Source organism: Streptomyces sp. 147326, assembly GCF_045000215.1.
Lineage (GTDB): Bacteria > Actinomycetota > Actinomycetes > Streptomycetales > Streptomycetaceae > Streptomyces.
In genome coordinates, this window is sequence record NZ_CP134201.1 from 7,775,857 (window position 1) to 7,802,283 (window position 26,427).

At 70.9% G+C, this 26,427-nt stretch carries 24 protein-coding genes and 5 pseudogenes; 20 read left to right on the plus strand and 9 right to left on the minus strand.

What is annotated here, in order from left to right; translation table 11 throughout:
• The first annotated feature begins 109 nt into the window (after positions 1 to 109).
• Positions 110 to 1,225, plus strand: coding sequence for a glutamate--cysteine ligase (locus RIU97_RS35615; RefSeq protein ID WP_404961613.1), 1,116 nt, complete (start codon positions 110 to 112; stop codon positions 1,223 to 1,225).
• 110 nt (positions 1,226 to 1,335) lie between these two features.
• Complete coding sequence (locus tag RIU97_RS35620) at positions 1,336 to 1,542, plus strand: hypothetical protein (RefSeq protein WP_404961614.1); 207 nt, start codon at positions 1,336 to 1,338, stop codon at positions 1,540 to 1,542.
• Positions 1,543 to 1,594: 52 nt separating this feature from the next.
• On the opposite strand, the gene RIU97_RS35625 is transcribed toward RIU97_RS35620, so the two are convergent.
• Entirely contained in the window at positions 1,595 to 1,987 is a 393-nt protein-coding gene (locus RIU97_RS35625) for a hypothetical protein (protein WP_404961615.1), read from the minus strand.
• A 798-nt stretch (positions 1,988 to 2,785) separates the two neighbouring features.
• Between RIU97_RS35625 and RIU97_RS35630 the strand changes: the two genes are divergently transcribed.
• On the plus strand, positions 2,786 to 3,265 hold the full coding sequence (locus tag RIU97_RS35630) for an MSMEG_6728 family protein (protein ID WP_404961616.1): 480 nt from the start codon (positions 2,786 to 2,788) through the stop codon (positions 3,263 to 3,265).
• A 106-nt stretch (positions 3,266 to 3,371) separates the two neighbouring features.
• Here the strand turns inward: RIU97_RS35630 and RIU97_RS35635 are convergent.
• A pseudogene (locus RIU97_RS35635) lies at positions 3,372 to 4,581 on the minus strand (amidohydrolase).
• 169 nt (positions 4,582 to 4,750) lie between these two features.
• Between RIU97_RS35635 and RIU97_RS35640 the strand changes: the two are divergent.
• Positions 4,751 to 5,670: pseudogene (locus RIU97_RS35640) on the plus strand (SDR family oxidoreductase).
• Positions 5,648 to 5,779, plus strand: a complete 132-nt coding sequence (locus tag RIU97_RS35645) for a hypothetical protein (RefSeq protein WP_404963058.1) — start codon at positions 5,648 to 5,650, stop codon at positions 5,777 to 5,779. The pseudogene RIU97_RS35640 and the gene RIU97_RS35645 overlap by 23 nt, the downstream one beginning before the upstream one ends.
• A gap of 105 nt (positions 5,780 to 5,884) precedes the next feature.
• Here RIU97_RS35645 and RIU97_RS35650 read toward each other — a convergent pair whose 3' ends face one another.
• The 3 genes from RIU97_RS35650 to RIU97_RS35660 form a co-directional block, all read right to left on the minus strand.
• Positions 5,885 to 6,622: a DUF72 domain-containing protein gene (locus tag RIU97_RS35650; protein WP_404961617.1), complete on the minus strand. Its 738-nt coding sequence runs from the start codon at positions 6,620 to 6,622 to the stop codon at positions 5,885 to 5,887.
• A 136-nt stretch (positions 6,623 to 6,758) separates the two neighbouring features.
• Entirely contained in the window at positions 6,759 to 7,649 is an 891-nt protein-coding gene (locus RIU97_RS35655) for an SDR family oxidoreductase (RefSeq protein WP_404961618.1), read from the minus strand.
• A 786-nt stretch (positions 7,650 to 8,435) separates the two neighbouring features.
• Positions 8,436 to 8,714 carry a GlsB/YeaQ/YmgE family stress response membrane protein gene (locus tag RIU97_RS35660; RefSeq protein ID WP_404961619.1) on the minus strand — a complete coding sequence of 93 codons (279 nt, stop codon included), beginning with the start codon at positions 8,712 to 8,714 and terminating at the stop codon, positions 8,436 to 8,438.
• A gap of 295 nt (positions 8,715 to 9,009) precedes the next feature.
• Between RIU97_RS35660 and RIU97_RS35665 the strand changes: the two genes are divergently transcribed.
• The 6 genes from RIU97_RS35665 to RIU97_RS35690 all read left to right on the plus strand — a co-directional run bounded on the left by RIU97_RS35665 (position 9,010) and on the right by RIU97_RS35690 (position 13,917).
• Positions 9,010 to 9,564, plus strand: coding sequence for an isochorismatase family cysteine hydrolase (locus tag RIU97_RS35665; protein ID WP_404961620.1), 555 nt, complete (start codon positions 9,010 to 9,012; stop codon positions 9,562 to 9,564).
• A gap of 306 nt (positions 9,565 to 9,870) precedes the next feature.
• The gene (locus RIU97_RS35670) at positions 9,871 to 10,638 is read left to right on the plus strand and encodes a hypothetical protein (RefSeq protein ID WP_404961621.1); all 768 of its coding nucleotides are present in this window, start codon (positions 9,871 to 9,873) and stop codon (positions 10,636 to 10,638) included.
• A gap of 2 nt (positions 10,639 to 10,640) precedes the next feature.
• Entirely contained in the window at positions 10,641 to 11,078 is a 438-nt protein-coding gene (locus tag RIU97_RS35675; protein WP_404961622.1) for a phage holin family protein, read from the plus strand.
• Positions 11,054 to 11,722 (plus strand): DUF3618 domain-containing protein, encoded by a 669-nt coding sequence (locus tag RIU97_RS35680; RefSeq protein ID WP_404961623.1) that lies wholly within the window; start codon positions 11,054 to 11,056, stop codon positions 11,720 to 11,722. The genes RIU97_RS35675 and RIU97_RS35680 overlap by 25 nt, the downstream gene beginning before the upstream one ends.
• Before the next feature lie 321 nt (positions 11,723 to 12,043).
• A complete protein-coding gene (locus tag RIU97_RS35685) occupies positions 12,044 to 13,321 on the plus strand; it encodes a PP2C family protein-serine/threonine phosphatase (protein WP_404961624.1) in 1,278 nt (425 codons plus the stop codon).
• A gap of 332 nt (positions 13,322 to 13,653) precedes the next feature.
• On the plus strand, positions 13,654 to 13,917 hold the full coding sequence (locus tag RIU97_RS35690; RefSeq protein ID WP_404961625.1) for a DUF5133 domain-containing protein: 264 nt from the start codon (positions 13,654 to 13,656) through the stop codon (positions 13,915 to 13,917).
• Between the two features lie 74 nt (positions 13,918 to 13,991).
• On the opposite strand, the gene RIU97_RS35695 is transcribed toward RIU97_RS35690, so the two are convergent.
• Positions 13,992 to 14,297, minus strand: coding sequence for a hypothetical protein (locus tag RIU97_RS35695; RefSeq protein WP_404961626.1), 306 nt, complete (start codon positions 14,295 to 14,297; stop codon positions 13,992 to 13,994).
• A gap of 216 nt (positions 14,298 to 14,513) precedes the next feature.
• Here RIU97_RS35695 and RIU97_RS35700 point away from each other — a divergent pair, with 216 nt between their 5' ends.
• Positions 14,514 to 14,909, plus strand: a complete 396-nt coding sequence (locus RIU97_RS35700; protein WP_404961627.1) for an ATP-binding protein — start codon at positions 14,514 to 14,516, stop codon at positions 14,907 to 14,909.
• A 208-nt stretch (positions 14,910 to 15,117) separates the two neighbouring features.
• Complete coding sequence (locus tag RIU97_RS35705; protein WP_404961628.1) at positions 15,118 to 15,348, plus strand: DUF6480 family protein; 231 nt, start codon at positions 15,118 to 15,120, stop codon at positions 15,346 to 15,348.
• 244 nt (positions 15,349 to 15,592) lie between these two features.
• Here RIU97_RS35705 and RIU97_RS35710 read toward each other — a convergent pair whose 3' ends face one another.
• A complete protein-coding gene (locus tag RIU97_RS35710; RefSeq protein ID WP_404961629.1) occupies positions 15,593 to 16,819 on the minus strand; it encodes a spore photoproduct lyase family protein in 1,227 nt (408 codons plus the stop codon).
• A gap of 398 nt (positions 16,820 to 17,217) precedes the next feature.
• Between RIU97_RS35710 and RIU97_RS35715 the strand changes: the two genes are divergently transcribed.
• The 4 genes and pseudogenes from RIU97_RS35715 to RIU97_RS35730 form a co-directional block, all read left to right on the plus strand.
• A complete protein-coding gene (locus RIU97_RS35715) occupies positions 17,218 to 17,589 on the plus strand; it encodes a hypothetical protein (RefSeq protein ID WP_404961630.1) in 372 nt (123 codons plus the stop codon).
• A 249-nt stretch (positions 17,590 to 17,838) separates the two neighbouring features.
• Positions 17,839 to 19,620, plus strand: a complete 1,782-nt coding sequence (locus RIU97_RS35720) for an N-acetylglutaminylglutamine amidotransferase (protein WP_404961631.1) — start codon at positions 17,839 to 17,841, stop codon at positions 19,618 to 19,620.
• A gap of 64 nt (positions 19,621 to 19,684) precedes the next feature.
• The gene (locus RIU97_RS35725) at positions 19,685 to 21,898 is read left to right on the plus strand and encodes a S9 family peptidase (RefSeq protein ID WP_404961632.1); all 2,214 of its coding nucleotides are present in this window, start codon (positions 19,685 to 19,687) and stop codon (positions 21,896 to 21,898) included.
• A gap of 88 nt (positions 21,899 to 21,986) precedes the next feature.
• Positions 21,987 to 22,133, plus strand: a pseudogene (locus tag RIU97_RS35730) (ornithine decarboxylase); the annotation flags it as partial.
• Positions 22,134 to 22,597: 464 nt separating this feature from the next.
• Here the strand turns inward: RIU97_RS35730 and RIU97_RS35735 are convergent.
• Positions 22,598 to 23,680: an SPFH domain-containing protein gene (locus RIU97_RS35735; RefSeq protein ID WP_404961633.1), complete on the minus strand. Its 1,083-nt coding sequence runs from the start codon at positions 23,678 to 23,680 to the stop codon at positions 22,598 to 22,600.
• 3 nt (positions 23,681 to 23,683) lie between these two features.
• A complete protein-coding gene (locus tag RIU97_RS35740; RefSeq protein WP_404961634.1) occupies positions 23,684 to 24,115 on the minus strand; it encodes an NfeD family protein in 432 nt (143 codons plus the stop codon).
• 337 nt (positions 24,116 to 24,452) lie between these two features.
• Between RIU97_RS35740 and RIU97_RS35745 the strand changes: the two are divergent.
• The 3 genes and pseudogenes from RIU97_RS35745 to ccrA form a co-directional block, all read left to right on the plus strand.
• Positions 24,453 to 24,909, plus strand: a pseudogene (locus tag RIU97_RS35745) (molybdopterin dinucleotide binding domain-containing protein); the annotation flags it as partial.
• Positions 24,861 to 25,139, plus strand: a complete 279-nt coding sequence (locus RIU97_RS35750) for a hypothetical protein (RefSeq protein WP_404961635.1) — start codon at positions 24,861 to 24,863, stop codon at positions 25,137 to 25,139. The pseudogene RIU97_RS35745 and the gene RIU97_RS35750, both read left to right, overlap by 49 nt.
• Positions 25,136 to 26,400: pseudogene (gene ccrA / locus RIU97_RS35755) on the plus strand (crotonyl-CoA carboxylase/reductase). Before RIU97_RS35750 ends, ccrA begins: the two are co-directional and overlap by 4 nt.
• The last annotated feature ends 27 nt before the right edge of the window (positions 26,401 to 26,427 follow it).

Consider the following 26,427-nt stretch of genomic DNA (forward strand, 5'->3'; position numbering starts at 1 on the left):
TGAGGCCGTCTGCCCGGCTGACGAGTGGCAAACGCGCGGGGCGGCGGAATGGACGAGGGGAGGCAGGGCAGGTGCGGGGCATCTGACGGTTCGATCCACAGGCGGCGAGATGCGAAGCGTAGGCGTGGAAGAAGAGCTGCTGCTCGTGGACGCGGACAGTGGTGCCCCGCTCGCTGTGTCGGGGGCGGTGCTGGCGGCCGCGGAGCGCTCTGCCTGGCAGCGCCCCGGCACGAGCGGTCGACGGGATCATGAGTTCGAGAAGGAACTGCAGAAGGAGCAGCTGGAGTTCGCCACGAAACCGGTCACCGAGATGGGCGAGCTCCAGGAGGAGATCGTCCGCATCCGCCGCGAGGCGGCCCACCACGCGGCGAGTGCCGGAGCCGTGGTGGCGGCGGTCGCGACATCCCCGCTGCCCGTCAAGCCGTCGCTGAACGTCGGACGACGCTACCGGTGGCTGGGCGAGCAGTTCGGACTGACCGCGCAGGAACAGCTGACCTGTGGGTGCCACGTCCACGTGTCGGTCGCGTCGGACGAGGAGGGCGTCGCCGTCCTGGACCGCATCAGACCCTGGCTGGCCGTCCTGACGTCGATGAGCGCGAACTCGCCCTTCTGGCAGGGCGAGGACAGCGGGTACGGCAGCTATCGCAGCCGGGTGTGGAACCGGTGGCCGTCCGCCGGCCCGGTCGACATCTTCGGCTCCGCCGACCGCTACCACGAGCAGGTCCAGGCGATGATCGACACCGGAGTCCTGCGCGACGAGGGCATGATCTACTTCGACGCCCGCCTGTCGGCCACCTACCCCACCGTGGAGGTCCGGGTCGCCGACGTGTGCCTGGACTCCTCCACGCCCGTCCTGCTCGCCGCGCTCATCCGCGGCCTGGTCGAGACCGCGGCCCGCGCCTGGCAGGACGGGCAGCCTCCGGCCAGGATCGGTACGAGCCTGCTGCGACTGGCCTCCTGGCGGGCCGGCCGCTCCGGCCTGGACGGACCCCTGCTGCACCCCGAAACCATGCGCGAGACGTCTGCCGAGGACGCAGTCGAGGCCCTGTACCAGCATGTGCGCGAGGCATTGAAGGACCACGGCGATGACGAGCGGGTCCGGGAAGGCGTCGCGCATCTGTACGAACGGGGGAACGGCGCTCGCACACAGCGCCGGCTGCACGCCGACGGGCAGGAGCTCGCCTCCGTCGTCACTCGGTGTGCGGAGATGACGATCAAGCCGTGAGGCGCCCCGGCGGCTCGGGCCGGGCCCTTGGCTGCGGCCGATGTGATGAGGGTGCCGAACTGGGCAGACGCGGGGCATACCGATGTGAAGAGCGATGAACGGAGTGCGCGATGACCGAGAACAGGAAGCACGACCCGGCCCCTACCCCTCCGTCCCAGGCTCCCGGCGAAAGCGGCGACCCGGAGGCCCGCGAGGAAGCGGAGGAAGCGGTGCTTCCCGACACGCACGAAGGCGAGGCCGGCGACGCACTGCCTCCGAGCAGCGGTGCGCAGCGTCGGGCCGCCGAGAACGCGAAGACTGCCGGCCGGGACACCTGACCGAGGGCCGTAGTACGGGCGGACCGAACGGGCTGCGCGAACGGCCCGGGAGTCACCCGGCGCTGCGGGTTCCGGGCGGATCCTGCGGGTCGACGCCGGTGTAGGCGGATGCGTCCTTGGTGCCGCTGGGGCGTTGCGAGCGGCCCTTGGGGCCCGTGTCGTGCATGCCGTCCTCGTCGCTGCCCGCCTTGCTCCGGTCCTCGCCGCGACTGCTCACGCTCTTCGTGGGTCTGCCGTGCGGGTTTCCGGCTTCCTCCTTGGAGACCTTGCGGCCGGGGCCCTTGGCGGGGGCGTACTGCTCTGGGTGGAAAGAACGATGGGCGCTCGGATTGTCCTGCTGGCGGGTCTCGTCGACGTCGGGAGACCAACCGTGCTGCTCGGTCCCCTTGTGCGGGCTCGGCCGTTCGCCGTGCCGGGGTTGGGATGACTTCGGCTGCTTAGCCATGATGTGGCCTGCCTGTCTTCCGGAAAGGGGGAGGGGTCCCCTGCCTCCGCGCTGTGCGGAGCACCCGAGGTCATGTGTGCAAAGTCAGTGGTGCCGCGTCCTGACCTCTTCAAGCGTAGGCGCATCCGGTGGTCAGCGTGGGGCTGATCTGCGCGGCCGTGGCGCAGGACGACGCTTTTGCCGGCCGGTAGGCCTGCCTATCGCGGGTGGGCCCGCCATGATTGACACCTAGATTTTCGCGGCCGAAGGCCAGTCTCGCCGCTCCTCACCTTCCCCGGTGTGTGGCCGTGGTGGTTCTCCTGATCAGCGCCTTCCAGCACGGCAGGCGTCGCAGCGCACGGCGCGGGAGCTCGCCCCGAGCGGCCGAGCAGAACGCCGTGGCGCAGCGGCGCGCGCAGTCGTGGCCGATCACCACCGCGTCAGGCACGGAGCGCCTCGTCGGGCTGATGACGGACGGCCACGGGACTCCTTCCGCTACCGGAACGGTATGGGCGCGGCTCCCGCGCGCGGCAGGACCCGAGCAAGGAAGGGGGACGAACCGGCCCTGGCTGGGCGGCTCCCGCGGTCGTCATGGTGCGCGTACCCCCACCACGCCGCATCTCACACGGTTCGGACCCGGCGCCCCCGTCGCCGGGCCAGGCCGTGTCGTTCGTTCGTTGCCGCACATGGGCGGGCCCCATCCGCTCGTCCGCCCGGATACGTGCCGGCCCGTTAGGCCGCCGGGCCGGATCCGTACCTCCGACCCGCCGACGTGAGAGTGTGGCCCGGCGAGAGGCCGACCCCTCGGAGGGAGAGCTTGTGCAGACGTTCCTCCCGTTTCCGTCGTTCGACGCCTCGGCAGCCGTGCTGGACGTGCGGAGGCTCGGCAAGCAGCGGGTCGAGGCCCTGCAGGTGCTGCGTGGCCTGGTCGTTCCGGGTTACGGATGGCGCAGGCACCCCGCGGTGCGGATGTGGGCGGGGTACGAGGAGGCTCTCGTCCGGTACGGGCTGGAGATCTGCGGGGTGTGGACTGCCGAGGGGCGTGCAGATACCTGCGCCGTCACCCTGGTCCAGGACTTCGAAGGGTGGCGGCCGGGGGGAGCCCCGCGGACGCAGGAGGAGTTGGCCGCCGGCGGGGACCTGCCGCCGTGGCTGGGCGCACCGGACTTCCATCGAAGCCATCAGTCCGCGCTGGTACGCAAGGACCCGGCCTTCTACCGGGAGCGCTTCCCCGGTGTACCGGACGATCTGCCGTACGTATGGCCGCAGTCCGACCGGGAGACGGACGGGGCGTCGTGAGCGTCTGGCGCCCGTGCGGGGCGGGTGCGGCGAGCCGGCTCGTCCCGGAGCGCCACCCGCCTACGTACGACCGGCCGGGGACGGCACGAGGCGCCGCGGCCGGGAATCAGAGGCCTGCCATCGCCTTCTCCCGCTGGCGGGCCCATGCCCGGGCGGTGATTCCGGCGTCGGTGAGGACGTCGGCCGCCGTGCAGGCCAGGGCTTCGGCGGCCGCCAGCATCACCTCGCGCCCCCGTTCCGAGGCCGCGGCCCGCGCGAAGGCGGGGGTGTGGTCCGAGGTCTCGTCGCCCGAAATCGCGACGAACGGATGGATGGCGGGGACCCGGCTACTGACGTCGCCGATGTCGGACGAGCCCAGGAACACCCCGCCGATGGGCTGGGTGAGTCGGATGCCCGGGCGTGCGATGTGCAGGCCGAACCGGTCCGAGAGGACGTCATTGTCCCGGAAGTGGGCGTAGCCCTTGCCCAGGCGGGTCGCCTCCACCGTGGTGCCGGTCGCGGCCGCCACCCCTTCGGCCCAGCCGCCGACTTCAGCCACCAGCGCATCGAGGGCGGTGGCTCGTGGCCGCGCGCAGGCCGAACATGCCTTCGGCGAAGGCCGGCACGATGTTGGTCGCGCTGCCTCCGTCGGTGACGATCCCCTGGACGTGTGAGCCGGACGGCGGTCGCCTGCTCATCACGGCCGCAGTGTTGAACAGCTGGATGAGGGCGGCCAGGGCATCGATCCCGCGGGTGGGATCGCCCGTCGGATGCGCTGCCCGGCCGTGAAAGCCCACTCGGACCTGGGTCTGCGCGGTCAGCGGCGCCCATGACCAGTCGTGCACGCCGGGATGGAACATCAACGCAGCGTCCACACCGTCGAACACGCCGGCTTCGGCCAGGGCGACCTTGCCCCCGCCCCGCTCCTCCGCCGGTGTCCCCACGGCGAGCACCGTGCCCTCGAACTCCTCCTCCAGGACGCTGCGCAACGCCAGTGCGGCCCCCAGTCCGGCCGCGGCGATCAGGTTGTGCCCGCATGCGTGTCCCAGGTCAGGCAATGCGTCGTACTCGAGCAGCAGCGCCACGCATCGCCCCCGCCCCCTCCCCGCGCGGGCCACGAAAGCCGTGTCGAGTCCGGCGGCCCCCGGCTCGACGGCGAACCCCGCCCCCCGGAGTTCGTCGGCGAGCAGCCGGGCCGCACGGTGCTCCTCGTAGGCGAGCTCGGGATCCGCGTGCAGGGCGCGGCTGACGGCCCACAGACCGTCCGCCCGGCGGCCGCACTCCCGCCGCAGTCGCGCGTACAGCTCATCGCATGATGGATCGCCCACGTCGCCCACGTCGCCCACGTCGCCTCCTCAAGCCCGCTTCTGTCCAGCGGGCGGCCGATTACGCGCGCTTGCGCCAAGCCGTAGAGCCTCGGTCTGCGGGCGACTGCTCAGCAGGAGCATCCTGGAAGCAGGAGAACCAGGCGACAGGGCTGCGGATGGGCGGAGGCGCCACGTGGGCATGCGGACGCACAGGCGGCCCCTGCGGGGCCGCACCGTGGTGGTGACGGGGGCGGCGCGGGGGGTGGGAGCGGCCCTGGCCCGGGCGTTCGACGATCGGGGTGCGCGGCTGGCCCTGCTGGGCCTGGAAGGAGAGCGCCTGCAGGAGCTGGCCGCCTCTCTGCACAACGAATCGGCCTGCTGGGAGGTCGACGTAACCGACGATGCGGCCATGGCCGACGCGGCCCGACAGGTCCGCACCCGCCTCGGACCGGCGTCGGTGGTGGTGGGCAATGCCGGCGTCGCCGAAGGAGGTCCGTTCGCCGCCTCTGATCCGAAGGTCTGGCGCCGTGTCATCGAGGTCAACCTGATCGGCAGTGCGGCGACAGCGCGCTGCTTCCTGCCCGACCTACTCGACACCCACGGCTACTGCCTGCAGGTCGCCTCCTTGGCGGCCATGGGGACGTCCCCCCTCATGAGCGCCTACTGCGCCTCCAAAGCCGGCGTCGAGTCCTTCGCCCACGCCCTGCGCGCGGAACTCGCCCACCGAGGTGTGCAGTCGGCATCGCCTACATCAACTGGACCGACACCGACATGATCCGGGACGCCGACCGCCACGCCGTCCTGCGCGAACTGCGCGCCCACATGCCGCCGCCCGCACGCAAGGTGTACCCGGCGGCCCAGGTTGCCGATCGGCTGGCCGCCGCCGCAGAACGACGCGCAACATCCGTCTACATGCCGGCATGGCTTCGTGCCGTCCAACCGGTGCGGGCCTGTCTCCCGGCCGTCGTCGCTCACGTCGCCCGCACCGAGCTGCCGCGCCTGGAGCGCACGCAGGCCCTCGAGGCAACCGGTCTGCTGGGCGCCGGCGGTCGCGCCGACGAACTCCGCGACACCCCACGGCGTGCAGGGCTGGGGAGTGCGGACGGATCCGGCGGGTAGACGTGCCGATGGGCTGGAGCGTGCCCGGCTGCGAGCGCTGGCGATCCCTCCGGCCTGGGAGGACGTCTGGATCTGCCCCTGGGGAACGGGCACATCCAGGCCATGCTGAACCTGCGCACTGCCGTCGGGTCCGGGCCGCGCCTGAGGACGCGCGTATGCGCAGCGCCAGTTGTTGAACGTGGCCACCACGCTGACGGCGCCCGGCGGAAAGCAATCACATGACCTCCGGTCCAGCCGTCAAACGACCGAAGGACCGTGCGTCTGCAACGGCTGCTCCGCCGGCGTCATTGTTGAAGTAGGCGAAGACGTCCGCGTCCCGGGGCCAGGTGTCCGCGATCCGGCTAGCCCAGCTGCGCAGGGCCGTCCGACCGTAGCGGGCCGCGGGCTGGGAACGGCCTTCGTGGAAACGTACGTAGCCCCAGTCGGTCGTTCGCCACAGTGGTGTCACGGGCCGCGACCGGCGGTCGGCCCAGCACAGGGCCGCGCCGCGGCCGACGAGCACGGAGCGTACCTCCGCCGTCCACCACGATTCGTGCCGTGGTTCGACGGCGATGCGAGTGCCGGTGGGAAAGGACGCGAGGCAGGCGTCGAGTGCGGCAGGGTCGGCGCGCAGCGTGGGCGGGAGCTGGAGCAGGACCGGACCGAGCCGGTCGCCCAGGGGCGCAGCGTGCTCCATGAGCCGCCGGACCGGTTCCGCCGGGTCAGCGAGGCGTTTGACGTGCGTCAGGAAACGACTCGCCTTGACGGCCATGACGAAGCCGGGCGGAGTCCGTGCGCGCCACTGCGTAAAGGTCTCTGGCGATGGCAGCCGATAGAAGGCGTTGTTGAGCTCCACGGTGGGGAAATGCCGTGTGTACTCCTCCAGCCAGAGCCGTTGGGGCCGGTCCGACGGGTAGAGGACGCCCGACCAGTCCCGATACTGCCATCCGGAGGTGCCGACGAAAACGGCCATGTGGTCCGTCTGCCCTCCCGCGCGCTGCGCATACCCGGCACGTGGGTACCCTCGCTGACCGCCGACGCTGTGCTTTGGCGGCATCCGGTGCCGGCCCGCCGTCTGCCCCGCCCCTCCAAGTTCGGGGCAGACCGGGTCAGGGCAGAGGTGTGCCGCCGGTGGCGTTGACGATCTCCCCGGTGATGTAGCTCGCCTGGGGCGAGGCCAAGAACACGTATGCGGGCGCCATCTCGGCGGGCTGGGCAGGTCGGCCCAAGGGTGACTGTTCGCCGAACTTCGTCGCGTCGGGCATCGTCGCGGGGATCAGTGGCGTCCACACGGGTCCAGGCGCGACTCCGTTGACGCGGATGCCGCGCTCGGCGACCATCTGCGCCAGCCCGTGGGTGAAGGAGATGATCGCCGACTTCGTCATCGCGTAGTCGAGCAGGTGGGGGCTGGGCTGGTAGCCCTGGACGGAGGTGGTGTTGATGACCGACCCGCCGCGCGGCATGTGCGCCAGGGCCTTACGGGTCAGCCAGAACATCCCGTACAGGTTGGTCTTCATCACCCGGTCGAACTGCTCCGTGGTGATCGCCTCGATCCCGTCGGGCTGCGACATCTGGTAGGCGGCGTTGTTCACGAGGAGGTCGACACGCCCGAGTTCGTCAACGGCCCGGTCGATCAGAGCCGCGCACTGCTCCTCGTCCCGGATGTCACACGCGACCGGTACGGCCTTGCGACCCGCCGCGCGGATCAGACGCGCCGTCTCCGCTGCCTCGTCCGCCTCTTCGGGGAGGTGGGTGAAGACCACGTCCGCGCCTTCGCGGGCGAATGCCAGACAGACGGCCCTGCCGATTCCGGAATCGCCGCCGGTGACGACAGCCGCCCGGTCGAGCAGTACGTCGTGACCCTGGTAGTTGTCCTCGCCGTGGTCGGGTCGTGGCTCCATCTGCTCCGTGGAGCCGGGATGGTCCTGCTCCTGGTCGGGAAAGGGAGGGCGGGGGTGGAGTGTCACCGGGTCGGGGACCCGGGGCGCTTCCTGAGGCATGGGATCTCCGTCGTCGCCCTTCTCGGGCGGATCAGGGGGTGTGGCGTCAAGGTCATGGTGCGCGTACCCGCATCTGCCCGCATCTCACGCCGGCGGGCCGCGCGCTCGGGTGCACACGGCGAAGGTCGTCCCGGAACGCGGCGTCCCGTTGCGGCGCGCGAGGAGCAGCGGCCACGTTCGCCGGACGGTTCGGATGCCGATGGGGCGTAGCCCTGGCTGCGAGATGGCGCCCTGACGGGGTTCCGTACGTTCGGCTCGGTCGAAATCCGCGTGACGCAGACACCGACGGCGAGGCGCGCCGCGGACCGGACATCGTCCCGAGCCATCAGATCCGCGGTCTGGCACCCGCCGCGTGGAGCGGCGCTGCGGAAGGCGCCAACACGCCGGATGACGTGGGAGGACCAGCAGTGAGCGGACAGGAATAGGTCGACCGGGTAGGGCCCTCCTGCCCACAGCCCAGGACGCGTCCGCCCTGCACGAGCGGGTGGTGGTCAAGCCCGACCGTTCCGCAGGGGGCCACGGTCTGCGCTTCCTCTCGCGGAACGACGTAGGGCGCAGCCCTCGCGCTGGACGCGGCCGGCGGCCCACACGGGACGTGGGAGGTCGAGGAGTTCGTATGGTGGCCGAGTCGGTCAGCATCCAGATGGAGAACACCGTTCGGAACGCGCGCCCTGTGGTTCGAGCAAGCCTGACTCACGGCGTCGCGAGCCGCGCGAATACTTCGTCGGCTCGGTGCGGCGGAGGCCACAGGCATCGCCACGGCCGGGGGACCGTGAGGACCGCAGCTCAGGCGTGCCGGTGGGAGCGCCGGCTTCCGATCGCCAGGCGGTAGAGGGCCAGGAGGATGACGGAGCCGATGATGGCGGCGATCCAGGTGGAGAGGTCGAAGAAGCCGTCGATGGAGTCGACGCCGAAGATGACCTTGCCGAGCCAGCCGCCGAGCAGGCCGCCCGCGATACCGATGAGCATGGTGATGATGATGCCGCCCGGGTCCTTGCCCGGCATCAGCGCCTTCGCGATGAGGCCGGCAAGTAGACCGATGAGGATCCAAGCAATGATGCCCATGATGCGTCTCCTGCTTCGCGGGATAAGGCCAGTGTCAAGTCGCTTCTTCACGCGTCTCGCGCTCTCAAACGTCGCAGCGCAGAGCGGGCGGTCGGGCCAAGGGGGCGTGGGGAGGGGGCGCGGGACGGCGCGGACCACGACGTTCTCAGCGGGCATCCCGGGCGGACCGGAGGGCCGGCCGCGCTGACGAGGTGGGTGCACCTCCCGATCACGTTCCATCGGCCACGCCGCCCCGGATGACGGAGACTGGAATGAGCAAACGGACCGCGTGACGAGCCGAGAGGCGGCGGATCCCATGCCTCGTACAGCGCTCATCGTGATCGACATGCTCAACACCTACGCACACGAAGACGCCGAGTCTCTGGTCCCGTCCGTCCGTGAGGCGCTCCACGGGGTCACGACGTTGTTGAAGCACGCCCGGGCCAGCGACTCGCCGGTCATCTACGTGAACGACAACTTCGGGGAGTGGCGCTCGCACCACGGGGAGATCCTGCGAGCTGCCCTCGACGGTCGCCACAGCGACCTGGTGGAGCCGGTCGCGCCTGACGAGAACTCGCTCTTCGTCGTCAAGGCGCGGCACTCGATCTTCTTCGAAACCCCTCTGTCCTACCTGTTGGGCCAGCTCGGGACCGAGCGCCTGGTCCTCTGCGGACAGGTGACCGAACAGTGCGTGATGTACTCGGCTCTGGACGCCCACATCCGGCACTTCGATGTCGCCGTAGCGGTCGACGCGGTCGCTCACATCGACGCCGACCTGGCCGAAGCGGCCTTGCGGATGATGCGTTGCAACATGTCCGCGAACATCTGCGCGGTGGATGACGTCACCTTCGATGCCCGGCGTGCGGAGTGACGTGAGCGGGGTGACGTCGTCGGGTCCGTGGGCTGTTCGGCTCGGGCGGCAGCCTTCGGCATCCCCCTCACCGTGCGCATCCTGTCCCCTGTGCTGCGTGCTGACCAGTGCTCCAGGGCAGCGCTGACAGTCTGTGCAGCCGGCGGAGTACGGCTCTTCTACGCGCCGTCCCCGTGGGACCCGACCCAGGACGGTGACCGGCCGCCTTCCTCACGCGTCACTTCGGCGGGCTGCGTGAGGGTGAGGCGTCGAAAGGAGGGCAGGCGCCCCCTTGCAACGTCAAAACACCATTCATCAGGAGGAGCCTTGAGTGACTTCCAGGATGCGAGCCGCCCCGACGAGAGCAGGACGACGGCGGTAGCACACACTGTTCAGGACAAGGCCGGTGAGGGTGCCTCGCTGGTCGGGGCCAAAGCCGCCGAAGTGGGCGGTACGGCAAAGGAGCAGGCGGCCAACGTGGTCGGCGAGGCCACCACGCAGGCCCGGGACCTCGTCGGAGAACTCCGTACTCAGCTGACCGGTCAGGCCGAGACCCAGACCCAACGGCTGGCGGAGAACGTGCGCCGCCTCTCGCAGGAGCTGCGGGAACTGGGCGAGAACGGCAAGCCCGACTCGACTATGGCGGAAGTGGCCCGGCAGATAGCCGACGGCGGCCACCAGGTGGCCGCCCACGTGGAGAAGCGGGGCCCCGACGGGCTGATCGGTGACCTGCAGGGCTTCGCGCGCCGCCGCCCGGGTGCCTTCCTCGCGGGCGCGGCGCTGGCAGGCTTCGTCGTCGCGCGAGCCGGCAAGGGCGTCAGCGCGGCCGCTTCATCCGATGCCTCCGGCAGCTCCTCCGCGAACCGCGGCGCCGCTGCCTCCGCCATGGTCGACAGGCCGCCCACGGGGTCGGGCGACCCGGCACCGGTGGCGCGCCCCCGCCCCCGGCCGAGCGGCATCCCGGCCGGTTACGAGGACCCGCTCGACACGCATGGTCAATCGCAGCCGCCGCACGTCACCCCGGCGCCGCCGGCCTACCCGCCGGCGAGCTCCCCGCCCTACGGCGGCCCGTCGCAGCCCGGGGGAGGGATCTGAGCATGGCCCTTTCCTCCCAGGAACGACCGGCGGCGCCCGCTCCACCCCCGCGGCCTGCCGCCTCCGAGCCGTCCATCGGTGATCTGATCGGTGAGATCGGCCAGGATCTGTCGCAGCTGGTACGCGACGAGATCGAGCTGGCCAAGGCCGAGATCAAGCAGGAGTCCGCGAAGGCCGGCAAAGCGGTCGGCATGCTGGGCGGGGCCGGTTACGCGGGGCACGTGGTGCTGCTGTTCGGCAGCCTGAGCCTCGTCTTCGCCCTTGCCAACGTGATGGACCCGGCATGGGCCGCTCTGATCGTCACCGTCCTGTGGGCCGTGGTGGGCGGGGTGCTGTACGTGACGGGCCGAAAGCGCCTGCGCACCGTCAACCTCAAGCCGGAACAGACCGTGGAGACCTTGAAGGAGGATGCCCGATGGGCACGACACCCGACGAGCTGACGAAGGACGTGGAGTACCGGCGCGCGCACTTGGCGCGCAACGTCAACATCCTGGCGGACAGGATGACCCCGAGCAAGGTGGCCCAGCGCAAGGTCGACTCGATGCGCCACCGGGTGAGCGGAGTGAAGGAGCGCGTGATGGGCACGGCACATGATGCTGCGCAGGGTACCTCCGGGAGCCTGCAGCACGCTGCGGACAGCCTCACGGATACGGCCAAGGAAGTCGGTGGCAACGTACAGGAGAGCGTCCAGCAGGCCCCCGCCCAGATCAAGCGACAGACCCAGGGCAGCCCGCTGGCCGCCGGCCTGATGGCTTTCGGCGCCGGCATGCTCGCGGCCGCCCTCCTGCCGACCACCGAGGTCGAGGAGCAGGCGGGACAGCAACTTCGGGAACACTCGGACGAGTTGCTGGAACCCGTCAAGCAGACCGCCCTCCATGCCGCCCAGGAGGTCCGGGAAGAGCTGAAGGAACCCGTCGCGGAGGCCGTGGAATCGGTGAAGGACACGGCTCAGGAGGCCGTATCCACCACGACCGAGCACGCGCAGAACGCAGGACAGGAAACCGCCGACGAACTGCGCCAGGTAGGACGGGACACCGCCGCCGAGGCGCGCAGGGACCCCGGTGCACAGCGCCCTCCCGCGTAGGGCACGCGCGTGGGCCCGGAGCGAGGCTTTGGGCAGCGTGCTTGCCAGGCACGGTGCCCACCGGAGGCGAAGACCCGGCCGCGCTCAGCACTCCTGCACTTTCCACGTGACTCCGGATGCGGCGGGTCCGAAACCCAGCACAGGTTCGGGCCCGCCGCGGTATGTCCCCCGATGGCCCCGGCTGTCCTGTCTCTCTGAGCCGTGGAGGAGGAGAGTGGAGTACGGGCACCTGTGCACCGGCATGGGGCAGGGTGCCGGCTCGAGCCGAGGATCGAGGGTGCTGCGGTGAACGACCGGGACCGGGACACACAGGGGCGGCGCATGCTGGGGGGCCTGCTGGCGGCCAGCCACCTGATGCCGCTGGAGCTCCTGCCGGCCAAGACGGCCGAGCACGCGGCGGGGGTCGGCTTCACCCAGGTACTGATCTACGTCGTGGATCTGCAGGGAGACGTGCTGCGTCTGCTGACCGGGGCGGGCCTGGACGCCGGACAGGGGGCGGTGGGGGAGGAGACGGAGCTGAAGATCGAGGGCACCGTGGCAGGGCGTGCCTTCCAGTACGGGCAGCTCCTGGTCGGCGCCGAGGCGGGCGGGGAGGGGAGCCACTGGTGGGTGCCGCTGCTGGACGGTACCGAACGCCTGGGCGTCCTGCGGATCACCACCGCCAACGGCGACCCGCGAGCGTTGGAGGACATGGAACTGCTGTCCGCCCTGCTCGCTCTGATCATCGACAGTAAGCGGCGCAGCAGTGACTCCCATGCCCGACTGACGCGTGTCAAGCCGCTCGACGTCGCGGCGGAGATGCAGTGGCATCTGATGCCGCCTCCCACGTACGCGGACGGCCGCGTGATGATCTCCGCGGCGATGGAGCCCGCCTACAAGATCAGTGGGGACGCGTACGACTACGCGATCTCCGGGCACGTGGTGCACCTGTCGCTGTTCGACGCCATGGGGCACGACACGGCCGCCGGGCTGACCGCCAACCTGGCGATGGGCGCCTGCCGCAATGCGCGCCGCCAGGGTGCCGGGCTGGTGGAGACGAGCGAGAGGATCGAGGAGGTTTTGATCGAACAGTACGGCCAGACCCGCTACGCCACGGGCATCCTCGCCAACCTCAACACCCGCACCGGCGGTTTGACGTGGGTCAACCGAGGCCATCACCCGCCGGTGATCATCCGCGGCGGCCGCTGGAGCACTCTGCTGAACTGTCCGCCCGCCCACCCCATGGGCACCGGTCTGGGCCTTCCCGTGAGGCTGTGCCGGGACCAGTTGGAGCCCGGTGACCGGCTGGTGTTCTACACGGACGGCATCACCGAAGCCCGCCGGGCCGGCGACGAGGAATTCGGCCTGGCCCGGTTCACCGACTTCCTCATCCGCCACCACGCAGCCGGTCTGCCCGTCCCCGAAACCTTGCGCCGCCTCATCCACGCCGTTCTCGAACACCACGACGGCCACCTCCAGGACGACGCCACCGTCCTGTTCTGCGAATGGCTCGGTCCCGTCCCGCAGCCGAACGGGCGGGCGGCAGCCCTGGCAGGCCTTCCGCCGACCGATCCTGCCGCCAGGCGAAACACCGCGCACGGAACTGCTGGTCAGCGCTGACCTACCGGTGAGAGACCGGGAGGTGCGGGAAGGTTTCGCGGTGCTCTCGCTCGTCGGCTCGACGGCCTTCCAAGAGGCGGTCCGTGTCTGACCGGCCGAACCGCCGCGGGGGCCCGAAGCCCGTCGACGCGGAGCCGCGCCCGGGCATTCCGGCGGGACAGCGTACGAGGTGCGGTGCAGGTGCAGGTGCCTGGCCCCGGGCGCAAAGAGGAGGCGCATGCACGACGCCCGCGGCGCATGGAAGGCGCATGGGATGCCGGGGCCGGGGCAGACGACGCGTGGTGGCGGCTGGCCGCCTGTGACTGCGACGTGTGTGAAGGAGCGAGATCGTGATGTTGTCTCACCCCGCGGTGCTGGCACGTCTGGTGGAGGAGTACGAGACGGCGTCGGAGCTCCAGGCCGCAGGCCGTCACGAACCGGGGCGGCAGCGGATGGAGGACGTGGTCTACACGCTGTGCGTGTCGACCGGGACGCGTGACATCGACGCCGCGCTGGCCGCGGCTCGGGAGCGGCTGCGCACCGCATGGCTCGTTGACGCGGATGACGTGGCGGGGGCGGCGCGGGACGGGCGGACCTTGAGTGGTACGGCGGGATAGCCGGCCGGTGCCGTACCGGTCCCGGTCGGGCCGGTACGGCACCGGCCGACTGGCGGCCGGGTTGGCGGGCCCGTTCAGGCACCAGCGGCCAGAACAGCGTCGATCAGCTGTCGCTGGTCCGTGGTGAGGTACGGATCCAGTAACTCCACCAGCTCGGTGTCGATGTGGACGACGTAGCGGAAGCCGTCCGGAACAGGGTCCTGCCCCGCGGGGCCCTCACCACTGAGCGCGAGCTCGGCCAGCCGTTCCAGCTCCGGCCCGTCGGCGCGGCACTCCGTTGCGAGGGAAGCAGTTCGCTCCCCGCCCGCGAACCCGCCGGTGCCGGAGCCGACGCCTGACCCAGCAGAGCGCCGGCGCCGCCGTCGACATGGGGCGTCCATGGCCGCCCGAGCTGATGTGAACGGCTGCGCCTGGACGTCACGGTCGAGGACGTGCCCCGTTGGAGCGGGCCTGACGGCGCCGCCGACCGCGTGACGGCCAGCCGCTGACCTTGTCAGCGCAGGCGCGACGGGAGCACTACCGCGCGCGGCGTTTGCCGGGTTTCTCCTTCCCGGACCGGGCAGGTGTCTTGTAGAGCCCTGGCGGAAGGAGGACGTATGGCTATACCCGTCCTTGATCGGTCCCTGCCCCGCAGTGGGCAGCCCACGGTGTCAGCACGCGATGCCACCCGTGTCTTCCTTCACCACGCGGCCCGCATACGGCCGCCCTCCGAGCCCGGGAATGACGACGCCGTGCTCCTGGTCGTCGGCGAGCTGGTCGCCAACGCCATTCGCCACACCCAGGGGCCCGCAATGCTTCACCTCGAACTGAACGCTGATCACATCGACATCTGCGTCAGCGACACCAACCCCGACCCGCCCAAGCCGCACCCGCCCCATACCGACGGAACCGGGGGCTGGGGCTGGCAACTGATCAACCACCTCACTACCGCCGTGCACATCGAGCCCACCCCCGACGGCGGCAAGACCATCTGCGCCCGCGCTCCGTGGTAGCGGCGGGGAGGTCTGCCCCGACCGGGGTGGACCGGTGGGGATGTGAACGTTCCGCGCGGTCCCTCTGGCGCTGAGTCCCGACGGCCTGATCCGGTCTGACCGGACGGTCCGCGAGGAGTGAGGCGCCAGGCGGCGGGTAGCCGCCGGACAGTCCGGCCGACCTGCCGACAGGGCGGGTCCGGCGTCCGGTGGTGAGGAAGAGGCAGACGTGTCCGCACACGTTCCAGACCCGGACCCAGGCCCGCGGAACACGTCCCGACCGTACGGCGGCGTACCGCCGGGCGAGACTCCGCCCGGCGAGTCGAGCACCGGCTCCGGCGCGGGCCCGTACCGCCCCCTCACGCGCGGCTGGGCCAAGGGCCCCCTTCTGGTGATCTGCTTGCTGGCCCTGGTCTGCGCCCTCTTCTTCCTTGCCTACGCCGTCATGCTGAACTTCTGAGCTGGCCGACCGGGGCCGACCGGCTGCGCGCCTGGCTGGACGGGCACCGCCCGCGCCTGCACCGCGCCTGTGCTCTTCTTCGGGACGGGACTACCCGGGGACCGGTGGCACGGGCCCGAGAAGAGGGTGAAGATTCAAGCGCTTCGCCTCGGTGTCCGGACGCTGGTCCGGTTCCTCGAAGAGCTGGCGGCGGAGTCCAGCCTTTCTCGAAAGCGGTAGCCGCAGCGAAGCGGAGCCGGGCCCGTCAGAAGGCGTAGCGGATCCGCAACCAGGGGGCGTGGAACGTCACCAGGCGACGCATGGTGTCGACGGCTTCGGCCTTGTCGCGGTTGCGGTAGCGGACGTTCCAGCTGCCGTTCTCGGAGCGTTTGGCCTGCTGGAGGTCGGGACGCCACAGCATGTCCTCGGCCCGCGGGTGCCAGGCGAGGTTCAGTTCGTGCAGGTCCCTGTTGTGCGTCAGCATGATGACCTCGGCCGCGGCCTGATCCTTCACGGCGCGGGGCAGCACGTCGTCCATGTGCCGGAGCAATTGCGTCCAGTCCTGTTCCCAGCCGGGCCGGATGACCACGGGTGAGAGGTTGAAGTGCACCTCGTACCCGGCTTCCAGGAAGTCCGCGGCCGCCGCGATGCGCTGTTCCACCGGGCTGGTCCGGATGTCCAGCAGCCGGGAGTCCTGCGGCGGCATCACCGAGAAGCGCACCCGGGTGCGGCCGCGCGGGTCGAGCAGCAGCAGGTCGGGGTTGACGAACTTCGTGGCGAAGGAGGCCTTGGCCGTGGGCCAGCCCGAGAACGCCCGCACCAGGTCCGCCGTGTTCTCGCTGATGAGGGCGTCCACGGAGCAGTCGTTGTTCTCCCCGATGTCGTACACCCAGGCGGTCGGATCGCACTGGTTCGGCTCCTGCTTGCGCCCCTGCCGCGCGACGTGCCGGCCGAGGTGGGCGATGATCTGCTCGATGTTGGTGAACACGGTGATCGGATTGGCGTAGCCCTTGCGGCGCGGAACGTAGCAGTAGGCGCACGCCATCGCGCAGCCGTTCGCCGGGCCGGGGGCGATCCAGTCGGCCGACCTTCCGTTCGGTCGCGTGGCGAGCGTCTTCTTCTCGCCCAGGACGAGGACCTCGCTCTTGATGCGGACCCAGCGGTCGAGGTTGCCCTCGTTGCCGTGGAGTTCCGGGATGCGCCAGTGCGAGGCCACGTCGATGACCCGGGCGTCGGGGAAGCGCGCGAGGATCTGCCGTCCGCGTGGCGAAGCCGCGGCTGCGGGCTCGGCGTGGATCTCCCGAACGGAGAGCAGCCGGCGGGCGGCGGGGGAGTCGCGGAACGAGGGTCCGATGAGCGGCCCCGGTCGCGCCGGGCCTGCGGGGGCGGGCCCCGTTCGCAGGTCCTCCAGCCTGAACAGTGCATCGGCGTCGTCGGCAGAGGGTGCTGCTGGGGGAGACCGGCGGGCCCCGGCGGGCGGGGGCTGGCCCATGAGTGCACTCCGAGATCTTGAGCCCGACCGCGTCCACGCTCCAACGGGCCGCTCGGGTCGGGCGGCTATCAGGGACTGTCCACTCTAGGCGCGTGGGCCCGTTCCCGGCGCAGGGGCCACACCGGGCGCGGGGGCGCGGCCGGGGGCTGCCGGCCGCCTCCGGCGGCCCTGCCGGCCCGTGATGGCGTAGTGAGGTAGGCCGCCCTCTCCAGTGAGGGCGGGGGCCGGTCGAGTGGTCTGCGGGGAACGGGACGGATGCGGGAGCGCGTGCGGGCATAGGTAGGGAACCGTGGTGTCCTCCGTGAGGAGAAGTCGTGTGAAGCCGATCCTCCTGTCCGGAGCGGGGTTACCGGTGAGACCGGCGGGGGCAAGGGCCGTTCGCGCCGTCTTGTGTGTCGGTGCCGTCGGTGCGATCCTCGGCGGGTGCGGAGCGTCCGCGGCCCCGGACGGACGGGGCACGGGCCGCCGGGGAGCGGTTCGAGCGGGCTCTGGCGTCCGGGGACCACGAGGCGGCCTGCCGGCTGCTGGCACCCGGGACGCTCGGGCAGTTGGAGCAGGACGAAGGAAAGGCGTGCGCGGAGGCGCTGGAGGCGGAGGAGCTGCCGACGGCGGGGTCGGTCCGCACGACCGAGGTGTACGGACGTCAGGCCCTGCTGCGCCTCGATGGCGACACCCTGTTCCTCTCACAGTTCGGAGGGGGACGGAAGGTCGTGGCGGCCGGCTGCACCCCGCAAGGGAGCAGCCCTGTCGATGTGTGCGTCGAGGGCTGACGCCTCCGGCCCGCGCCGACCAGGGCATCGGCAGTGCGGCCCGTGGGGCGTCGAGGAAGAGCGATCGCTTAAGGGGCGCTCGGACGGGCAGGCGCCTCGTATGTCGATCGCCCGTTCGTGCCGGCCCGCCCATCGTCGGCCGAAGTGGTACAGGAGTGTAGTGATGACGTACGTGACCAGGTGTTCCACGGAGAGTGAGGGCGCGAGGGGGTGGCGCCTCCGAGGTGCCGTGCACGTGGTGGGTGCCCCGTGTGTGGGTTGAGCGGGGAGATGCGCTTCGACGGTAGACGGCCGGACCTCGCTGCGATCGAACGAATGACCGATATCTTGGAGCCGCGGGGACCGGACGGCCGAGGGGCGTGGTCGCAGGGTGCTGTGGCGCTGGGGCATCGGCGCCTGAAGATCATCGATCTTTCCCAGTGCGGTGCCCAGCCCATGACCGATGCGCAACTGGGTCTCACCGCGGTCTTCAACGGTTGCGTCTACAACTACCGTGAGCTGCGTGACCGCCTGGAGGGGCTCGGGCATCGCTTCTTCTCCCGCTCCGACACCGAGGTGGTCGTCAAGGCGTACGCCGAGTGGGGCTGGGAGTGCGTCGAGTATCTCATCGGCATGTTCGCCTTCGCTGTGGTCGAGCACCACACCGGCCGTGTCGTGCTGGGCCGTGACCGGCTGGGAATCAAGCCCCTGTACGTCACCCAGGACAGCGACCGGCTCCGCTTCGCCTCCTCCCTGCCCGCCCTGCTGGAGGGCGGCGGAGTCGACACGTCCCTCGACCCGGTGGCACTGCACCAGTACTTGAGCTGGCACGGTACGGTCCCGGCGCCCCGCACCGTACTGGCCGGCGTACAGAAGCTCCCGCCGGCCACCGTCCGCGTCGTGGAGCCGGACGGGACGCACCGTGACCACTGCTACTGGCAGCCGTCGTACACCCGGCACTCCGAGCTCGGCGAGGATCCGGCCCTCTGGCAGGAGGCGGTGCACGACGCGCTGCGCACGGCGGTCCGGCGGCGCACGGTCGCGGACGTCCCTGTGGGCGTGCTCCTTTCGGGCGGGCTGGACTCGAGCCTGATCGTGGCGCTGCTCGCCGAGGCGGGGCAGGAGGCCCTCGCGACCTTCGCCATGGGCTTCGAGGCGGAGAACGGGGAGGACGGAGACGAGTTCCGGTATTCGGACCTGATCGCGAGCCGGTTCTCGACCGACCACCATCAGTTCATGATCCCGTCCGATCGGCTCCCCTCAGCGCTGGAAGCCGCGATCGGCGCCATGAGCGAGCCGATGATCAGCCACGACGCCGTCGCGTTCCACATGCTGTCGGAACAGGTCTCCAAGGAGGTCAAGGTCGTGCTCTGCGGTCAGGGCGCGGACGAGGTGTTCGCCGGTTACCACTGGTACCCGCAGATCGCCTCGGCCGCCCGGCCGGATGCCGACGAAGCATACGCGGACGCGTACTTCGACCGGACGCACGCCGATCTCACCGCCATGCTGCACCCCGACTTCACCGCCGGCCACGACGCCTCGACGGAGTTCGTCCGGGCGCACATGGCCGCACCGGGGGCCACGACCGCTCTCGACGCGACCCTCCGCATGGACGTCCACGCGCTCATGCCCGACGACCCGGTCAAGCGGGTCGACAACATGACGATGGCCTGGGGCCTGGAGGCGAGGGTGCCTTTCCTGGATCACGAACTCGTCGAACTGGCCGCGGCCTGCCCTCCGCAGCTCAAGCTCGCACAGGGAGGCAAGGCCGTGCTCAAGGACATCGGACGCAAGATCCTGCCCCCTGAAGTCGTCGACCGGCCGAAGGGCTACTTCCCGGTGCCGGCGGTCCGCCACATGGCCGAGCCCGTGCTCGCTCGCGTACGCGACGCCCTCACGGCCCCGGAAGCACGCCGACGCGGCATCTTCGACCAGCGCCTGGTCCACGAGCTGCTCGAGGCACCCAACCGTCATCGCACCAAACGCGGGGCCAACACCCTGTGGCAGGTCGCGTCGTTGGAAATCTGGCTGCAGACGCACGGTATCCACTGAGCGAACCACTGAGCGAACCACTGAGCGGTCGGCACTTGCAAGCGAAGCCTGGGAGAGGCGGCCCATGCCCCTGGAGCACACGAAGCCTCTGAGGCACGTGCACGAAACGCCCCGCGGGACGGCCGGTCCCCCCGTCGCCGGAGCGCCCCCGGCGGACCCTGTGCCGGGCCCGACGCCGGCCCCCGCGCCGGTCCGGATGCCGGGCCATCGCGGCGTCGACCCGCCGACCCTCCTGGCCGCCCACGGTTGCTGGTACCCGTCGGCGGACCCGACGGGCTTGCATGTGGCGTTCATCTGCGATCGGGCCGGGGTCCCCCAGCTGTGGAGCGGGCCCGCCCGGGGGACGGAGGTGCACGTGATGGACGGCGATCCCGACCCGGTGACCGAGGTGTCCTGGTCGCCGGACGGGCGCTGGATCGCCTACACCTCGGCGCCGGGGGGTGGCGAGCACACTCGGGTTCTGGTGGTGCGGCCGGACGGCACCGGACGCCGGGTACTTGCGGGCGCGGATCCGGGGAGTTCGGCTCACCTCGGGTGCTGGACGCGTGACGGCACGGCCCTTGCCATCACGGTCGCCCAGCCCTCCGCGGCGGGCTCGGAGCACGTTGGACCAGGACATCTGCCGCCGGACGGGGCATCGCCGGCCGGCGGAAGGACACCGGGCTCGGCGTGGTCCGAACGCGGCGGCCCGGCCACCTTGCTCGAGGGAGGGGCCGCGCAACCACCGGTCCGGCGGGGCCCCGCGCCGTCCGTGCTCGAAGCGGCCCGCTCTCCGGCGAGCGGTGTGCCGGTCGCGGAGCTCGGCTCGGCCCGGAGCGGCGGCCTGGCCGTCTACCTGGTGGACCCCGACGGAGCCACCGGCCCCGTTCTGCTGTTCGGCGAGGAGGGAGCAGCCTCCCTGCGGGTGTGCGACATGAGTGCGGACGGCCGCTTCGCGCTCGTCCGGCGCGGTCCGCGCGGCCGGCGGGAGGCCCTCGTACTCGACACCGCTGCGGGCCGCACCACCTTCGCGCTGCACGTCGCCGACGGGGACCCCTGGATCGGCCGGTTCTCCGCCGATGCGCGGACGTTGTGGCTGCGCAGCGACGCGGAGCGGGAGTTCGCGGCCCTGCTGAGGGTGCGGCTGGATGCGGAGGGAAGGTCCCGGGGGCTGTCCGTCGCCGCCGAGCGGGAGAAGTCCGCCCTCGATCTGCTGAGTGTGCCCGACCACGGCCGGTGGGCCGTGCTGGCATGGAACGCGCACGGCGCGACCGAGTTGGAAAGCGTGGGACTCCACCTCCGCCATACGGACGGCGACATCGGACCGCGACACCATCCCGTCCTGCCCCACGAGGTGGTGACCCGGATCGCGCCCTTGGAACGCGGCGGGCTGTTCGCCGCCCTCTCGGGATCCCGGCGCAGGCCCGGCATCTGGGAACTGGACGAGGCCCTCGTCGCCGCGCGCACCGGCTGGTCGGCGCGGGACGAGGACGCGGTCCCGCCCGGGCGGCCTCCCGTACGCCCGGTGCCCCTGCGTTGCGAGGCCCGGGACGGGCTCGTACTCGGTGGCTGGTACTACCGTGCCCCGGGGCAGGACCCCGGCCGGCCGGCCCCGTGCGTGATCCACCTCCACGGCGGACCGGAGGAACAGGAACGGCCGGTGTTCAATCCGCTCTACCACGAGCTCCTCGGCAGAGGACTGGACGTGTTCGCTCCCGATGTCCGCGGCTCGTCCGGCCGGGGCCGGTCCTTCGTGGACGCCGACCTCGGCGCCGGCCGGTTCGCGGCGATCGACGACGTCGCCGACTGCGCCGCACACGTGGTCTCGCTCGGGTACGCCGACCCCCTGAGGCTCGGGGTGATGGGCCGCTCGTACGGCGGCTACCTCACCATGGCCTCCCTCGTGTGGCATCCCGACCTCTTCCGGGCCGGGGTCGCGGTCTGCGGGATGTCGGACTTCGCCACGTTCTTCGCCGGTACGGAGCCGTGGATCGCCCGGTCCGCGGCCGCCAAGTACGGCCATCCCGAACACGACCGGGAGCTGCTGCGCGCCCTGTCCCCGATGAGCCGCATCGATCAACTGCGCGCCCCTGTGCTGGCCGTGCACGGGGAGCACGACACCAACGTGCCGCCGACGGAGTCGGAGCAGTTCGTCCGCGCGGCACGCGACCGCGGCGTGCCCGCGCGGCAGCTGACGTTGCGCAACGAGGGCCACGAATTCCTTCGGGCGGACAACCGGCGGCTCTACCGGCGCGCTGCCGCGGACTGGCTGGAACAGCATCTCGGCCCGGCCTCCTGACCAGGCCGCCAGGAACGAAGCGCCACGTGCTGGTCGCCCTTCCCACCGGATGTCCGTTTTCGTCGGGGTCACGGAAGAGGCGCGTGTCATGGACCAGTCGAAGGCACCGGTACTCGATGCGTTGGCCGCCTACCACGAAAGCGGCCACACCCCGTTCACTCCTCCGGGGCGCAAGCAGGGACGGGGCGCCGACCCCAGGGTGCGGGCCGTGCTCGGCGAAGCGGTGTGCCGGTCCGGCTGCCCTGTCCGGAGAGCGCCTGACCGCAGATGTACTGCGCTACCTGCGGACCGGGGTCGAGGCGGGCACGGTCGTGCCGGACGCGGTTGCCACGGAGGTCACGAACGTCCGGGTGCTCCGCGAAGAGTGACCGTCTACGGCGTACGCCGTTTCCGCCGCCGCACCTGCTGGTCTCCCGTGTCTTCGAGATGACGAGGGTCATTCCGGTGGCCGTGGGCGGTCGGCACGCGCAGCCGTTCAGCCGACGAGCAGACGCCCCGGGAGGCCGCTGAGGCGGGTGAGAAGCGCGCCTGGACCCCCGTTCGGGAGGCACACCCCTGCGGCCCCGGGTCCGGGCGAGGACGGCGTGCCGGGCAGCCGGGACTCGTATCCCCTCCCGTGGCCGAGCCGACGCAAACTGCGGAACCCCTTCCGCCGGAGCCGGGCGCGTCCGCAGTGAGAGGTGATCCGCGAGCGGGGAGTCAGTCCAGTGATCCGGGCTCTGATGCTGCCTCTGTGCCGCGTCCTGCGGACTGGCGTCGCGCCGCGAGCGCGCCGGCGGCTTCGCTGTCCGCCTCGGCGGCATCGGCGAGCGCCTCGGCGGCGGCTTCCGCCGCCCTCGCCGCGTCGTTCGCGGCCTGCACGGCCAAGTCGTCCGAGGACGCCTCGCGGGTCGCTGCGGACTGGGGGAGCACTTCGGAGAAGGCGCGGGTGACGTTCTGGAGGGCAGAGGTGACTTCACCGGGTATCACCCAGAACGTGTTCCCCGGGCCCTGCGCGAGCTGGGGGAGCACTTGGAGGTACTGGTAGGCGAGGAGCTTGGGGTCGGGGTCGTTGCGGTGGACGGCCTGGAACACCTCGTCGATGGCCCGCGCCTGCCCCTCCGCCTTGAGTATCTCGGCCGTCCGGTTGCCCTCGGCCCGCAGGACGGCGGACTGCTTGTCGCCCTCCGCGGTGAGGATCTGGGACTGGCGCTGCCCCTCGGCCCCGAGGATGGCGGCCCGCTTGTCCCGCTCGGCCCGCATCTGCTTCTCCATCGCGTCCTTGATGGACTGCGGCGGGTCGATGGCTTTGATCTCCACCCGGTTGACCCTGAGCCCCCACTTGCCGGTGGCCTCGTCGAGGACACCTCGGAGCTGGTTGTTGATCGTGTCGCGCGAGGTCAGAGTCTTCTCGAGGTCCATGGACCCGACCACGTTGCGCAGCGTGGTGACCGTCAGCTGTTCCACCGCCTGCAGGAAGTTGGCGATCTCGTAGGCGGCGGCGCGCGGGTCGGTGACCTGGAAGTACAGAACGGTGTCGATCTCGACGACCAGGTTATCCTCCGTGATGACCGGCTGTGGTTTGAAGGAGACGACCTGCTCGCGCAGGTCGATCACCGGGTAGACGCGGTCGATGTACGGGATGACGACGTTGAGTCCGGGCTTGAGAGTGCGGTGGTAGCGGCCCAGTCGTTCGACGTTGCGTGCGCGGGCCTGGGGGACGATGCGTACGGCGCGGACCACGGTGAAGACCGCGAGCACCGCCACGAGCAGACCGACTATGAGGAACGCGGACACTTCCATGGTTCACTCCCGGGGGTAGACCAGCGCGATGGTGCCCTTGATCTCGATGACGTCGACGGTCGTTCCGGGAGGGATCACCAGCGTCTCGTCGTAGGCGCGGGCCGTCCACTCCTCACCGCCGATACGGACTCTGCCGCCCAGCTTCGACACCTCCGAAGTGACGTAGGCGGCTGCGCCGAGCAGAGCGTCCACCCCGAAACGCTCTTCGGGACGCGAGGACAGGCGGCGGAGAGCGAGGGGGCGTACGAAGACCAGGCCGACCGTCGCCGCGACCGCGAACACGAGGAACTGCCAGGGCAGGGGCAGGCCGACCGCGGCGAACAGGGCTGTGACCAAAGCTGCGCCGCCGAGCAACCCGAGTGCCGCGGTGAGGGTGGCGAGCTCTGCCGCTCCCAGCACTAGAGCGGCGATCAACCAGATCAGCCAAGGATCCATCGCCAGCCTCCTGGTGAGTCCGGGAACGCGCGAAGATTCTCCCCTTTCTATCGTTTTACCCGTTATTAACCCGGGGAAGCAGTGGCGCCGTCGCGAGGACCACACGACATCCACAGGCATGAGCTGGACGACGCAGTCCTATGAGACGCGGTCGGCGTGGCGCGTCCGCCTCGAGTTCAGCGGCCACCACGGTGATCTCTCCCCACACACTGCTGGGCGCAGCCTGGGAGCCGCCCCGTGGGAGCGTCGGGGGCGGTCAGTGGCTGGCGAGTTCGCCGGTGAGTTTGCCGTGGAGGTCGACGCTGGGGTCGTTCAGGCCGGTGATCTTGACCGTCTCGCGGAAGACGCTGCCGCACTCGACCTCGCCGAAGGAGATCTGCCCGAGGTCAGCACACCCCGCGGCGCGCTGCGGGGACGGCTCCGCATCACCGGCCCGCGCCCGGGCGTGCTCTTCGTCCCGTTCCGCTACGGCTACTGGGACACGCCCGCCGGCTCCGGCCCTGACGCCACCACACCGGGCCGGGCCGCTAACGAGGCCACTGTCACCGACGGGGCCCCGGCCTCCAAGCAGCCACTGTTCAAAACGGCGGCCGCCGCACTCACCCTCCTCGAACGAGGTGAAGGCGCCGAGCCCGGCGCCGACCACGACAGCGTCAACCCCTGCGGCCGCCGATACCGCACCGGCCCTCCGGACGGCTCCGCGGACGGCGTCATGGCGACGTCCACGACGGTGCATCGTCCCTGGGTGGAGCGCACCCTGGCCACTCTCGTCGAGACCCATCGGAACAACGTGATGCTCCAGGGCGCGCACACGCCGGCCTCCTACGACGGGGACATGCTCCTCTTCGTCGCCGCCGGCGAGGAGCGCCCCGGCACCGCCGAGGACTGGAAGCCGTACGTCGGCGGGACCGTCACGGTCCACTCCGTCCCCTGCGAGCACCGCGAAATGCTGCGGCGCGACGCTCTCCGGCAGATCGCCGCCCCCCTCAATGCCGAACTGAGGCCGCGGCCGACCCGCGCATGACCACCGAGGAGAACACGGTGAAGGAGCTGGACGAACGCGGGGAGATTCCCCCCTTGGGGCACGTCCCCAGCCACATGTACGCCGCTGTCATCCGCCCCGAGCGGTACGGACAGCCTTCGCAGGCCATGAAGGTGGAGACCGTACCCGTCCCCAAGGCGGGCCGCGGCCAGGTCGTGATCATGATGATGGCCGCCGGGGTCAACTACAACGGCGTGTGGGCGGGACTCGGCACACCGGCCGATGTCATCGCCGCCCGGCGCAAGCAGGGCGATCCGGACGAGTTCCACATCGCGGGCTCCGAGGGCTCCGGGGTGATCTGGGCCGTCGGCGAGGGAGTCCGCCAGTACAAGGTCGGCGACCACGTCATCGTCGGCGGCGTCTGCTGGGACGAGTCCGCGCCCGACATTCGCCTCGGCGTCGACCCCATCGCCTCACGCTCGCAGCGCGCCTGGGGATACGAGCTGAACTACGGCTCCTTCGCCCAGTTCACGGTCGCCGACGAGTACCAGTGCCACCTCAAACCCGCACACCTGACCTGGGAGGAGGCCGGCTGCTTCCTCGCCGGCGGATCTACCTCCTACCGCCAGCTGTCCGGCTGGGCGCCGAACGTGGTGCGCCCCGGCGATCCGGTCCTGATCTGGGGCGGTTCGGGCGGCCTGGGCTCCATGGCGATCCAGATCGTCAAGCACTTCGCCGGCCGGCCCATCGCCGTGGTCTCCGACGACGCCAAGGCGGAGTACTGTCTCAAGCTCGGCGCCGAAGGCGTCACCAACCGCAGCGACTTCACCCACTGGGCCGGCTGCCGGATTCCGACGACACCGAGGCGTACGCGACCTGGCTGGCGGGGGCCCGCGCCTTCGGCCGCGCGTTCTGGGACGCGCTCGGGGAGCGCCGCCCGCCCCGCATCGTCCTGGAACACCCGGGCGCGGACACCCTTCCGACGTCCGTCTACCTGTGCGATCACGCCGGAATGGTCGTGACCTGCGCGGGCACCAGCGGCTACAACGGCGACCTGGACCTCCGCTACCTGTGGATGTTCCAGAAGCGGCTCCAGGGTTCGCACGCAGCGAACGTCCAGGAGACGAAGGCGATCATCGACCTCGTCGGCTCGGGCCGGATCGACCCCTGCTTGAGCAGCACCCTCAAGTTCCAGGACATCGCCCACGCACACCAACTCGTCCACGAGAACCGACACCCGGCCGGAAACATGGCCGTCCTCGTCAACGCGCCCGCCGCGGGCCTGACCGGCCTGTCGGCCTGACACACGTGCATTCACCATCCGCTCCAC